The organism is Paraburkholderia sartisoli, from assembly GCF_900107685.1.
GTDB classification, from domain to species: domain Bacteria; phylum Pseudomonadota; class Gammaproteobacteria; order Burkholderiales; family Burkholderiaceae; genus Paraburkholderia; species Paraburkholderia sartisoli.
In genome coordinates this window covers 196,241-208,556 of the sequence record NZ_FNRQ01000006.1, presented here as the reverse complement: position 1 = coordinate 208,556, position 12,316 = coordinate 196,241, and the positions used below count along the sequence as shown (strand labels likewise).

The 12,316-nt window shown below is 64.0% G+C and carries 13 protein-coding genes; 7 read left to right on the top strand and 6 right to left on the bottom strand.

Features of this window, described 5'->3' with window-relative positions:
• The first annotated feature begins 94 nt into the window (after positions 1 to 94).
• Positions 95 to 394 (top strand): hypothetical protein, encoded by a 300-nt coding sequence (locus tag BLV45_RS18790; protein WP_090535473.1) that lies wholly within the window; start codon positions 95 to 97, stop codon positions 392 to 394.
• Positions 395 to 409: 15 nt separating this feature from the next.
• Here the strand turns inward: BLV45_RS18790 and BLV45_RS18785 are convergent, their stop codons facing one another.
• The 3 genes from BLV45_RS18785 to BLV45_RS18775 are packed head-to-tail and all read right to left on the bottom strand — an operon-like array spanning position 410 to position 2,329.
• Positions 410 to 1,348: a GGDEF domain-containing protein gene (locus BLV45_RS18785; protein WP_090535472.1), complete on the bottom strand. Its 939-nt coding sequence runs from the start codon at positions 1,346 to 1,348 to the stop codon at positions 410 to 412.
• A complete protein-coding gene (locus BLV45_RS18780; protein ID WP_090535471.1) occupies positions 1,345 to 1,968 on the bottom strand; it encodes a chemotaxis protein CheC in 624 nt (207 codons plus the stop codon). The genes BLV45_RS18785 and BLV45_RS18780 overlap by 4 nt, the downstream gene beginning before the upstream one ends.
• Entirely contained in the window at positions 1,961 to 2,329 is a 369-nt protein-coding gene (locus BLV45_RS18775; RefSeq protein ID WP_090535470.1) for a response regulator, read from the bottom strand. The genes BLV45_RS18780 and BLV45_RS18775 overlap by 8 nt, the downstream gene beginning before the upstream one ends.
• Before the next feature lie 697 nt (positions 2,330 to 3,026).
• On the opposite strand from BLV45_RS18775, the gene BLV45_RS18770 reads away from it, so the two are divergent.
• Both BLV45_RS18770 and BLV45_RS27625 read left to right on the top strand, forming a co-directional pair.
• Entirely contained in the window at positions 3,027 to 5,291 is a 2,265-nt protein-coding gene (locus tag BLV45_RS18770; RefSeq protein WP_090535469.1) for a hybrid sensor histidine kinase/response regulator, read from the top strand.
• A 255-nt stretch (positions 5,292 to 5,546) separates the two neighbouring features.
• On the top strand, positions 5,547 to 6,470 hold the full coding sequence (locus BLV45_RS27625) for a hypothetical protein (protein ID WP_090535468.1): 924 nt from the start codon (positions 5,547 to 5,549) through the stop codon (positions 6,468 to 6,470).
• A 109-nt stretch (positions 6,471 to 6,579) separates the two neighbouring features.
• Here the strand turns inward: BLV45_RS27625 and BLV45_RS18760 are convergent, their stop codons facing one another.
• Positions 6,580 to 7,137, bottom strand: coding sequence for an NADPH-dependent FMN reductase (locus BLV45_RS18760; protein ID WP_090535467.1), 558 nt, complete (start codon positions 7,135 to 7,137; stop codon positions 6,580 to 6,582).
• Between the two features lie 356 nt (positions 7,138 to 7,493).
• Here BLV45_RS18760 and BLV45_RS18755 point away from each other — a divergent pair, with 356 nt between their 5' ends.
• The 3 genes from BLV45_RS18755 (at position 7,494) to BLV45_RS18745 (ending at position 9,049) form a co-directional block, all read left to right on the top strand.
• Positions 7,494 to 7,700, top strand: a complete 207-nt coding sequence (locus BLV45_RS18755) for a hypothetical protein (protein ID WP_090535466.1) — start codon at positions 7,494 to 7,496, stop codon at positions 7,698 to 7,700.
• Between the two features lie 550 nt (positions 7,701 to 8,250).
• The gene (locus tag BLV45_RS18750) at positions 8,251 to 8,859 is read left to right on the top strand and encodes an RNA polymerase factor sigma-70 (RefSeq protein WP_090535465.1); all 609 of its coding nucleotides are present in this window, start codon (positions 8,251 to 8,253) and stop codon (positions 8,857 to 8,859) included.
• Entirely contained in the window at positions 8,846 to 9,049 is a 204-nt protein-coding gene (locus tag BLV45_RS18745) for a zf-HC2 domain-containing protein (protein ID WP_090535464.1), read from the top strand. The genes BLV45_RS18750 and BLV45_RS18745 overlap by 14 nt, the downstream gene beginning before the upstream one ends.
• A gap of 99 nt (positions 9,050 to 9,148) precedes the next feature.
• On the opposite strand, the gene BLV45_RS18740 is transcribed toward BLV45_RS18745, so the two are convergent.
• Complete coding sequence (locus BLV45_RS18740) at positions 9,149 to 9,439, bottom strand: DUF1272 domain-containing protein (RefSeq protein ID WP_090535463.1); 291 nt, start codon at positions 9,437 to 9,439, stop codon at positions 9,149 to 9,151.
• 259 nt (positions 9,440 to 9,698) lie between these two features.
• Complete coding sequence (locus BLV45_RS18735) at positions 9,699 to 11,075, bottom strand: GntT/GntP/DsdX family permease (RefSeq protein ID WP_090535462.1); 1,377 nt, start codon at positions 11,073 to 11,075, stop codon at positions 9,699 to 9,701.
• A 261-nt stretch (positions 11,076 to 11,336) separates the two neighbouring features.
• Between BLV45_RS18735 and BLV45_RS18730 the strand changes: the two genes are divergently transcribed.
• The gene (locus BLV45_RS18730; RefSeq protein ID WP_090535461.1) at positions 11,337 to 12,302 is read left to right on the top strand and encodes a sulfonate ABC transporter substrate-binding protein; all 966 of its coding nucleotides are present in this window, start codon (positions 11,337 to 11,339) and stop codon (positions 12,300 to 12,302) included.
• Positions 12,303 to 12,316: the final 14 nt, after the last annotated feature.

The window sequence follows — 12,316 nt, the reverse complement described above, 5'->3', positions numbered from 1 at the left end:
CGCGTTAATCAACACGACTCTATTTCCCCGGCTCATTGCATCGGCGGCGGTCTCGTCACGCCTGCCAGTTAACCATGACCGTTCAGGAAATATCATGAAACACGCTATCCGGCTTGCCGCTTTATCGTTCACGCTGCTGGGTGCCACGTGCGGGGTTCACGCCGCGCAGCACGCATACAGTCCGCTGGAATCGCTCGAACAGTCGTGGATCACGGCAAGCGTCCAGCGCGGCGACTCGCCGCTCGACGCGCTGATCAAGACATCATTCATCGGATTCACGCCCGATGGCGCCAGCCGTCCAAAGCCCGGCCTGCTGATCGCGGCGCCCGGTAACGACCGGCCGGCGCCAGCGCAGGAAACATCGACGATGCGGGTCGAAGGCGCCGGCGAGTAGGAGTAAGCGTGAGGCTCAGTTGAACGCGACCGACCGGTTGCGTCCCTGCCGCTTCGCGCTGTAGAGCGCGGCGTCGGCTTCGTTGATCAGCACTTCGTAGGCCGGCACGCCGGTACGCGCGCACGCGCCGCCGACGCTCGCCGTCACCGGCACGAGCGTGCCCTGGACGTCGATGGCCGTATCGCCGATCTTGCAGCGGATTTTTTCCGCGACGAGCATGGCGTCTTCGAGCGGCGTGCATGGCAGCAGCAGCGCAAACTCCTCGCCGCCGAACCGGCCAAACGTGTCCTGCACCCGCACCACTTCCGCGACGCGCTGTGCCATCACGCGCAACACCGTGTCGCCCACGACGTGGCCGAACCGGTCGTTGATCTTCTTGAAATGGTCGAGGTCGAAGAGCAGCACCGACAGGTCGCCGCCGTACCGTTGCCAGCGCGTGTATTCGTCGCGCAGCCGCGATTCGAAATAGCGCCGGTTGGCGATGCCCGTGAGGCCGTCGCGATCGGCGTATTCCTGCAGCTTGGCGACCGCTTCCTCGCGTTCGCGCCGCACGATGCTCACGGCCGTCACGTCGGAAATCGTCACGCAGACAGCCACGACTTCACGGTCGCGCATGAGCGGCATGAAGGTGCAATCCTGCTGCATGAAGTCAACGCCGCCGGTAATCGGCCGGTCATGGTCGAACTTGAACAGATACGGCCGCTGTTCCCACGAACTGAACGCGAAGCTGCCCAGCTGGAACACGCTTTCGAGCTTGCGCGTGAGCCACACGCGCGGCAGTTCGGGAAAGCTCGCGAAAATCTGTTTTCCGACCACCTGTTCCGCGGAAAGCCCGCTGTGGTCGTGCATGAACCGGTTCCACATCAGCACGTTCATTTCGCGATCGAGCACGAAAATGCCGAAATCAACGCGCTCGACAACCAGATCGCTCAAGGACGCGGACGATTCACTCATAGGCTGGACAGCAGCGCATCGAGCGCCTCATTCATGTGACGGATCGACTCTTCCGCCATCAACATCACCAGATGGGCGCGGAAGCTCTGGTCTTCCAGCGCGAAATTCACCTCGACCAGCAGCGCGATTTCCCACGCGAGCACCTTCGGCTGGAACACGTCGTCGAGCGACATCGACGCGCCCAGCAGTCCCGGCGCCGAAAACACCGGCGTGCGGCCCAACTGGTCGAGAATGCACGACACGCAGGCGCCCGTCAGCACATTCGCCACGTCGTAAATCAGCTCTTCCTGCGAAACCGTTTCGTACGCCGAACCGGCATACGGGTCGTTCACCAGCGCGCACAACTCGGCGATACTGCCGCTGCGGCAGATCACCAGCGCCTCGCCCTTGATGTCGGAGCGAAAGCCCTGTCGCACCGCCGTGACGGCCTCGTTGATGCCGGTCATGTCGCGCAGCGCCTCGGCCGCCTCGCACACGTCGACCACGCGCACGCGCGGCACCGACAACTCGATAAACGTATCGAGCAGCGTCGCGAGACGGGTCGCGGCCTGACCCATCGCCAGGTTGGCGACCTCCTGCAGCGCGTCGCGCTGTTCTTCGTTCAGGGCTGGCTCAGACATACAACCCGTACTCCTTGAGGATGGGCAGTACCGCCTCGGGCGTCACCGGCTTGGCGACGAATGCGATGGCACCCAGCGTGCGCACGCGCGCCTGCGCCATCGGCTGGACGTCGGCGGACACGACGATCACAAACGTGTTGAGATCCTCGTGCTGCAGCGCTTCGAGCACCTGAAAACCCGTCATGTCGGGCATCGTCAGGTCGAGGAACATAACGGAAGCCCTGCCGGCCCGATACAGTTCGAGCGCCTCGACGCCGTTCGATGCGTAGGCGATATCGACATCCCAGTCTTGCGGAAGGGCTTTGGTCAGCACCTTGCGGGCAAGCAGCGAGTCGTCGGCAATCACAATAGGCAAGGACATGGCGGCAGTCGGTAGACGTTATAGGCTCAATCGGGTTAACGGCAGCGCGACACCGTTCTTGAGCCACAGGACCGGCCAGGCGGATAAGCAGTCAGAAAGGAATCAAACGAGGGCGACCGCACCGCGCCGCAAAGAGCGGCATGCGGGAAACAGGCGCTCGCACGGCAAGGTGCATGAGCGCAAAAGACAACGCCAGAATCCGACATGGTGGAAGCCTACCCCGTACGTACACGGCGCAGCAGTAGACGACCCCTGGACCCGAGATCTGGTGCCCCCCGCGCCTGCATCCGCGGATAACCCGGCATGCATGTCACACGCACTGTCTGACGGGCCCCCGCGGGAGAAACGTCCGGGCATGGCGGACGCTTTATTTGTCGCAGGAATGATTCTTGAATTAATTCAGCGAAAAAGCAACGCACCAAAATCGATCGGCTCGATAAAAATCACCCGAAAATGGCAATTAATCGAATGAACATTTTCAAAACACGGCAAATATTTTGAATGCATCCTTTTGTGTACGTTTGCGCTTCTGGATTCGTCGCTGATTGTGGGTGCTTCGCGAAAAAACCACTCGAAAACCACCCGCGCGCGAGAAAACCTTTCCATTGTGCATCGCGCAATCCGAACCCGACTTTCTTCTCGTTTATGATATTGAACACGGTGTCCCTGTTTTCCGACGTTTCCAGCCCTCCCGACGATGAACCCTGAACGGCCCGACCTGCTCCGGGCGAGCCGCGCGCCTGCCAGCCAGCAAGACGAACCCCTGTTTCCGGCTGCGCCTCCCGAACATCATTTCGCGATCCGGCGCATGACGCTGATCGCGCTGCTCATTGCGGCCGTCGTGTTGCCGTGCATTTACGTCGCGACGATGGCGTGGAGCGACCTGAAGGCGCGCGAATCCAGTGCGACCGATGTCACGCTGCGCACGGTGCGCGTCGCCGAAGAGCACGCGTTGAAGGTTTTCGACATGAACGAGGCGCTCGACGCGCGCATCGTGGATCTGGTGAGCGGTCTCGACGACGCGGGCATCCGCGAGCGCGAAGCCGACATTCACGAGAAGCTGCGCACGATGGGCGGCGGTTATCCGCAGGTCGCCGCGGTGTCGATCTTCAGCGGCACGGGCGAGCTGCTCGTGAGCAGCCGGTTGTATCCGGTGCCGGCCGTTTCGATCGCGGGCCGCGCCGATTTCATCGGCCTGCGCGACAACAAGGTGCTGGAGCATGTCTCGAAGGTGATGGATGGCGACGTTGCCGGCGAAATGGTGTTCAACACCGGCGTGGCCCGCCACGACGAAAACGGCGCGTTTACCGGCGTCGTCTCGGTCGCGCTGCGGCCGGGTTACTTCAACGCGTTCTATCGCGAACTGCCTGGCAGCGAAGACGCCCCGATGACGCTCAGCCTCACCCGCGCCGACGGCGCCACGCTCGCGCAATATCCGCAACCACCGCACGAACCCGCGCTCGCACCCCCGGGCACGCCTTTCACGGAAGCGCTGGCCGAGGGCCGCCGCGCGGGCGTCGTCAACATGCGCGGCGCGGAAGGCGACCGCGTGATTCTCGCGTTCCGGCGCGTCGGCGCGTATCCGGTGTATGTGTCGTGCGGCTACCGCACGTCGGCGATCTGGGCCGGCTGGTACCGGCATCTGAGTCTCCTGATTCTTTCGATGTTCATGCCCTCGATCGTGCTGTGGTGCGTGATCTGGCTTTCGCTCAAGCGCCTTCGCGCGGAAGAGGAAGCGTGGGAGCGCTGGCAGGCGGAAGCGTCGATGCGTCGCTCATTCGAATCCGCGTACCGGCAGTCGCGCAAGATGGAGGCGCTCGGCAACCTGGTCGGCAGCGTCGCGCACGACTTCAACAACCTGCTGATGATCGTCTCGACCAACGTGCAGATTGCCCGCCGGCGGGGCGCGCCTGGCCTCGATCGCGAACTGTCCGCCATCGAGCGCGCGCTGAAAAGCGGTCAGTCGCTGACGCGGCAACTGCTCGGCGTCGCGCGCAAGCAGCCGCTGCGCAACGAAACCATCGCCGTGGAACGCTGGTTGCCCGGCTGCCGCGAACTGCTGGGCGCCTCGCTTGGTGCGAAGGTCGCGCTCGTCGTCGACGTGAGCGCGCACGTCTGGCCCACGCACGTCGACGTCGCCGAACTCGAACTCGCGCTGATCAACGTCGCCGTCAACGCGCGCGACGCGATGCCAAACGGCGGCCGCTTCACCGTGCGCGCGAACAACGTCGCGTTCCGGCACGACGACGGCTTTCCGCTCACCGGCGACTTCGTGCAGATTTCGCTCGAAGACACGGGCGTCGGCATGCCGCCGGAAGTGCTCGCGCGCGCCTTCGAGCCGCTCTTCACGACGAAGCCGAAGGGCATGGGCACCGGCCTCGGGTTGCCGCAGGTGTTCGCGTTCTGCGAGCGCTCGGGCGGCCTCGCGGCGATTGACAGCGCGACTGGAGCGGGTACGTCGGTGCGCCTGTACCTGCCGCGCGCCGAAGCCGCGCCGGAAATCGCACGCCCTGCGGAACCGGGTGCGGAAACCCCGCCTGCCGCGCGCCAGGGGTTGCGGATTCTGCTCGTCGACGACAACGAGGAAGTCTCCGCCGGCACCGAAGCGTTGCTGCAGATGATGGGACACGAGATCACCTGCGTCTTCAACGCCGACGCCGCGATGCGCCTCTTCGACGAAGCGCGCGCGAAGCAGGCGCGCACCGGCGAGCCGCTACCGTTCGATCTCGTGATTTCGGACATTCACATGCCGGGCGCGATGAACGGCATCGACCTGGCTGAAGCCGTGCTCGCGTTCGAAACGAAGCTGCCGGTGATTCTCGTGACCGGCTACGCCGAGGAACTGGAACGGGCGCGTCACGTCGACGTGCGCGTGCTGTCGAAACCATTCGATATCGCGCTGCTCGACAAGATTCTGCAAACCATTCAAGGCACGCTCTCGCCGACGCATCCCGCTGCGTAGTTCCGGCTGACCAGCTGCCACGCCTTGCGCAGTACTCCGCAGTGTTCATTACGCGGCGATTGTAAAAAGCGCGCCGACGCTGGATCAGGGTGGCACCCCGGCGCCCGGTGCGAAGCCGTGCGCGCCCTTTACACCGGGGCTTTTGCCGATCCGGCATGATCGTTGCATTCCCCTCGGTGACTGGACAGCGACGCGCGTCGCGCCGCGCGATCCGGACCCACCGGACCGGTCCTGTGAAAACGGAGGAAGGCAGCCATGCGACACACCGTGATCGGGTTATTCGACACCTACACCCAGGCCGAAGCTGCACGCGACACGCTCGTGCAAACGGGTTTCGCCCGTACCGACATCGAACTGCAGGCCAATCCGGTCACGCCATCCGGAGCCGACATCGATCCGGCCGCCCACCCCGAGGCCGGCCACGGTTTCATGGCCAACCTCGAGCGGTTCCTGGCGAGCCTGTTCGCTTCCGGGCCGCGCCCTGCCGACCCCGCCACGACCGCCCGCTACGCCGACGCCGTGCGGCGCGGCGCGGTGCTCGTCTGCGTGAGCGCCGCGAGCGAGTCGCACGCGGAACTCGCCCAGCGCACGCTGGCGAAACTCGGTGCGATCGACATCGGCGAGCGGGCACCGGCGTGGGATTCACCGATGATGGATACGACCGCCGCGCGCGACCAGTCGATGCTCGACGAACTCGGGATCGGTGCGGCTGGCGCCATGCCACCGCCGCTGGACGACGACGCGACACGTGCGGTCTCGTCGGCTGCGGCGCCTGGGTCTGGCGCTTATATGGCGCCTGCCGCGCCCGCAACCGGTGCGGGTGCGGGTGCGGGTACGGGTGCGGGTGCGGGTGCGGGTGCGGGTGCGGGTGCGGGTGCGGGTGCCGGCGATATCGGTGCGCCGGTGCCGGACGAGTTTCTCGAATACGAGGAGGACTTCCGCGGCCATTACGACGAAGCGTACGCGGACGAAGGCGCACGCTACGAAGACTACTCAGGCGCGTATCACTACGGTGCGAAGATGGGCCAGGACGTCCGTTACCGCGACCGTCAGTGGGACGACATCGAACCCGAAGCCCGCCGCAACTGGGAAACGACGCCTCAAGGCGACACATGGGAACGCTTCAAGGCGGCTGTGCGTCACGGCTGGGACCGGGTGACGGGTCACCATCACGTTTAAGCCCGCCGATTTCGTCCGGCGTGTAGCGGGACACGCGGCGCTCCTTGCGGAAGCGCCGCCTTTTTGCCGCGGGTCTCGCGGCAACCGATGGATCGGTGAACCGGAACGTCTAGTGCGTCCCGCCGTGCGTCTTGACCCACGCGACATAGCGATCGACAAACGACTGCAGGAACTTGCGCGTGTCGTCATTGAGGATCTTGCCGTTTTCGTCGATCACGGCCGCGTTGTGCTTGATGAACATCTCGGGCTGGCCGAGCGTCGCGACATCGAGATACGCGAGCACGTTGCGCAGATGCTGCTGCGCGAGCGCCGTTCCGGTCGCCCCCGGCGAGGTGCCGGCGACCGCGCCCGGCTTGTTGCCCCAGGCGCTGGTGCCCCACGGCCGCGAGCCCCAGTCGAGCGCGTTTTTCAGCACCCCGGGCATCGACCGGTTGTACTCGGGCGTGATGAACAGCAAACCATCGGCCGCCTGAATCTTCTGTTTGAACTCGCGTGCCACCGGAGGGTAATCCGCGTCGTAATCCTGGCTGTACAGCGGCAATCCGCCGATATCCACGAGGTCGAACGAGAAATCGGCCGGCGCAAGCGAGATCAACGCCCGAGCCAGTTGTCTGTTCGTTGAATCCCGACGCAAGCTGCCTACGATAACCGCGATCTGATAAGCCATCTTTGTTTCCTCAGGTGGGGCGCACGCCGCGCGAAAAGGTCTCAATGCTCAATCATAGGCGGTCAATGGGCCGGTGACGACTGAAAGGGAAGCGTCCGTGAGACGCCCGCGCCACCGCTTGCGGTGGATAACTCACGGTGCATTCAAGATATCCACAGTTTCGTTGAACAACCTTGTGGATAAGTGAGCTGCAAACCTTGCCCATCAAGGAAAACGCCCGGCATCTATTCCCGTGCGCAAAAACCGCGGTCAAGACGAGACCGTCCACGGGTGCGTTGCCTCGCATAAAAACGAACCTGTGCAGGCGCGGCGGCATCGAACCTTTGTGGTCCATGGTTTTTCAGAAGGAGAGAGACATGACATTGAACTACGCAGGCAGGTCACACGACGAAGCCGTTGCGGCGCGCAAGCACAAGGAGCAGAAAGCGCAGGAACAGGCAGGCGGCGATATGGCGGTCAAGGGCACCGAAGGCGACGCCGCACACAGCAGCGGCGAACTCTCGGAGCGCGGCAAGGCGGTGTGGCGGCAGGGATGTGGAATCGACGGCGGCGGCAAGGTGTGACGCGCGTCCTGCATCAACGCTTGTAACGACGCTCGCGGCGGCGGCCCGGTTTGACCAGGTCCGCGGCGTTGACGATTGCGGCGCGGGTCAGGAAATCATTTGCAAGCCAACTGTCATAAAGCCGCCCTTCGCGCGACCAAGGCGGGATGACTGAAAACCGGACCGCCGCCCGCGACGCGCCGAATCTTGTCTCGCGGCATGGCAACGTGCGGGAGAATGACGGGCGAACCAGCCCGCGACTGCTCCCGTTGCAAACGGAATGCTGTGCGTCCGGAGCTGGCGTTCGCTTCGTGCGGTTATGCTGTCGGGCCGCTTCCTGAGCTTGCCCTGCAGTGAGCCCGCGTCGGCACCCATCCGTCATCGCACACGCACACATGAACCCGATTGATTTCGCCGACCGCGACAACAGCAGCCATGCATTCACACCGACGATCACTGGGCAACGACCACCGTCGCGCCTCCCGCGTGCTCCGGCGCGGCCCGATGCCTCATGCGCATGCGCAGTCGGGCGAATCCGCCTGGATGGCGCCGTCCGCCGGGGGTGGCGCGTATGACCGCCCCGCAGCATCCCGCGTTCGACGATCCCGCCTACCTGACGCAACTCCGCCGCGACCTGCTCCGGTTTGCACGATTGCAGCTTCGCGATGCCGCGGCGGCCGAAGACGCCGTTCAGGAGGCGCTCGCCGCAGCCTGGACGCAGGTCGATCGTTTCGAGGGACAGTCCGGGCACAAGACCTGGGTGTTCGGCATTCTGCGTCACAAGCTCGTCGACACGTTGCGCGCGCGACACCGCACCGTGAACCTGTCGGCGCTCGAATCCGAACTCGACGACGAATCCGTGCTCGACCGGGAGCTGTTCAAGGAGAACGGGCACTGGTCGGCGCAGGCCAAACCGCGACCGTGGCCGACGCCCGAAACAGCGTTACGTCAGCAGCAGTTCTGGGAACTGTTCGAGATCTGCCTCGACCATCTGCCGGAAACCATCGGACGCGTGTTCATGATGCGTGAGTTCCTCGAACTGGAAACGGCCGACATCTGCACCGAGCTTCAGATGACGGCAAATCACTGCAGCGTGCTCATCTACCGTGCGCGGCTGCGGTTGCGCACCTGCCTCAGCGAGAAAGGCTTTTCCAGCGAGGACGTCAATGGGCAAGTGTAAGCACATCACGCGACTGTTATCCGACGCGCTCGACCGCCCGCTGACCGCTGGCGAGTGGATCGCCATCGGCGTGCATCTGCCGACCTGCAGCGGTTGCCGCAATTACCGGCGACATATCAGCCTGCTACGCGCGGCGTCGCAGGAAATCAACGGCACCGCCGGCGGCCGCGAGGCTGAGGACGAGCAGTAAGTTCTGGTACACGTCGGGCGCGTTTCGGGTCGTGCCCTGGGTTGTGACGCATGAGGGTTCGCTATGGCGTTGCGTTGGGCTAACCGCGAGCCGGATCGCTCAACGCCTGGACGGTGGTGTCGTGCGATAGCGCTCGAAATACCGCGCATGCGATGCCTCGTCGATCTTCGCTTCGTGCCGCTCCGCGCGTGCCGGATGTTTCGCCAGCATCGCCTTCGGGCGATTCGGCCGCAACTGAAAATTGCCGCCACAATTCGGACAGACATTGCGTAGCACGCTCAACGCGCAAACTTCACAAAACGTGCATTCGTACGTGCAGATCATTGCGTCGGTTGCGCTGGGCGGCAGGGATTTACCGCAGCATTCGCAGGAGGGTCGCAATTCCAGCATCAAAAGACTCCTGGGCGAAATGGAAAGGGCGTGACGCGCTTCTGCAGGTCGCCGGGTTCGTTCACTGGCGCGACACGTCTTCATGCGGCGCGCCTGATACCGATGCAACCAGTCTAGCGACGCGACGCACCGCACGGTTGCCACTCAGCAGGCAATTCCTGCCAGCCTGCGGGTGGTGCGCGTGGCGCATTGCATCGCGTAGCGTTGCAGGTTCGCTTCCGTTGTGCAGGGCGCCACGCTTCGGCGCCAGAATCCCACCTCAGGTCAGCACGCCCCATAGAACAAGCGTCAAGGCAAGTCCGACCACCGAAACGATCGTTTGCAGAATCGACCAGACGAAGACAGTCTGCTTGAGTTGCAACCCGAAGTACTCGCGCACCATCCAGAAACCCGCGTCGTTCACGTGGCAGAAGAAGACTGAACCCGCGCCGATCGCGAGCGCCATCAACGAACTGTGCGTCGCGCTCAGGCCAGTGACGACAGGTGCAACGATACCGGCCGTCGCGGTCGTGGCGACGGTGGCAGAACCGGTTGCCTGACGGAACGCGACGGCGATCAGCCAGGCGAGCAGGATGAGCGGAAGATGCGCGCCGACCGCGATCTTGCCGATGGTCATGCTGATGCCAGCCGCGACGAGCGTCTGCTTGAGCCCCCCGCCCGCGCCGATGGTCAGAAGCAGCGCGGCGATCGGCGGCAGGCTCTTGCGGAGAATGCCGCCGACGCGCTCGCGAGGCATGCCGCGCGACCAGCCTAGCGCAACGATCGCGAAGAGCACGGTAAGACCCAGCGCCACGAGCGGCTCACCCAGAAAGTCGAGCGCATCGAAAAGAAACGTCTCCGGCGACAGACCCAGCTTTGCGACCGTGCGGCCCAGCATCAGCACGACCGGCAGCAGGATCGTGATCAGCGAAATCGCAAAGCCTGGCGGCTCCGACTGATCGGATTGGGCCGTGAACAGCTTGCCCATCTCCTCGGGCTCGACGACGTGCATGCGCTTTGACAGCCACATGCCGTACAGCGGCCCGGCGAGAATCACAGCGGGAATCGCGACGATCAGACCGAGCCCCAGCGTCATGCCCAGATCGGCGTGGAGCGCGCTCACGGCGATCAGCGGCCCCGGGTGCGGCGGCAGCAGCGCATGCAGGGTTGTCATGCCGGCCAGCGCGGGAATCGCGATGCGCAAGATGGGTTGCTGCGAGCGGCGCGCCATCACGAAGATGATCGGCACCATCATGACGAGCCCGACCTCGAAGAAAAGCGGCAACCCGATAATGATGGCGACGAGCGCCATCATCCATGGCAACAGGCGCGGCGTGGAGTGCTTGAGGATCGTGGAAACGAGCCGGTCGGCCGCGCCTGAATCGGCCATTAACGCGCCGAGCATCGCGCCCAGCGCGATGATGATGCCGACGTCCCCCAGCAACGCGCCGGCGCCCTTGCTAAACGCACTCGCAACCGCTTCGAGCGGCAAACCCGCCGCGAATCCCGCCGCGAACGTGCCGACCAGAATGGACAGAAACGGGGCGAGCTTGAGCGCGCTGATAAAGACGACGATGATCGCGAGCCCCAGCACACAGGAAAGAATGAGCTGGGTGTCGTGGGCGGCCCATGGCACAAGGGGGGTCAATGGATGCACGGTGTTTCCTGGGTTGGTTGAAGGCGCTACGTGAGAGGCACGGACGAATTGTAGCGGGCACTGAGGAACGCGGCAGCCTGGCCATTCGGCCGATACCGGCGCGTCAGGTTGTCTGCTCTAATCGTCGACGTGTGTAGTGATCAGCAGAGGAGCCGTGTGATTTGCTTATGCGAATCCATCAGTTCGCATTTGGCGTGGGGCGTCTTATCGTTGGCCGCAACCGGTCCACGTTGCGTCCGCCATCACGTCAGAAATCCTCTTATGTCACGAACTTTCACACCGGCACGTCGTGCGTTCATTGTCGGCGCCGGCGCCGCGCTGGCCGCGGCTGCCCTGCCCGTTTTCGCGGGCACGTCCAAGCGGGAGCTGCGCATCGGCTACCAGAAGGCTGCGAGCACGCTCGTGCTGCTCAAGTCGAAGCAAACGCTCGAGAAACGCCTTGCACCGCTCGGCGTATCGGTGAAGTGGAACGAGTTTCCGGCGGGCCCGCAGCTACTGGAAGGCCTGAACGTCGGCGCGATCGATTTTGGCTACGTCGGCGAGGCGCCGCCCGTCATTGCGCAAGCCGCGGGCGCGAACTTCGTCTACACCGCCTATGAGGTGCCGACGCCACACGCGGAAGGCATCCTCGTCCATCGGGACGCGCCCATCCACACCCTTGCCGATCTGAAGGGCAAGAAAATTGCGTTGAACAAAGGTTCGGACGTGCACTGGTTTCTCGTCGCGGCGCTGCAGAAAGCGGGCGTCACGTATGCTGACGTACAACCGGTGTTCCTGGCGCCGGCCGATGCGCGCGCCGCATTCGAGCGCGGCGCGATCGATGCATGGGCGATCTGGTATCCCTTTCTCGAAGCCGCAAAACAGCAACCGAACGCGCGGCTGCTTGCGGACGCGAGCGGTATCGTGGATCACCATCAATTCTTCCTGAGCGCGCGGCCGTTCGCTCGGGACAACGGCGATGTGCTCTCCATCGTGATCGACGAAGTCAACAAGGAAGGCGCCTGGGTCCGTGGACACTATCCGGAAGCCGCGGCGCAGCTCGCGCCCATTCAGGGCCTCGATGAAAAGGTGATCGAAGCGGGGCTGCGACACTACGCGCACATCTACAAACCCGTCGACGCCGGCGTGCTTGCCTCACAACAGCGGATTGCAGACACGTTCGCTGAACTGCACATCATTCCGGCAAAGATCGTGACTCGGGATGCAGTGCTCGTCGCGAAAGGATAAGCGCGACGGCGTGC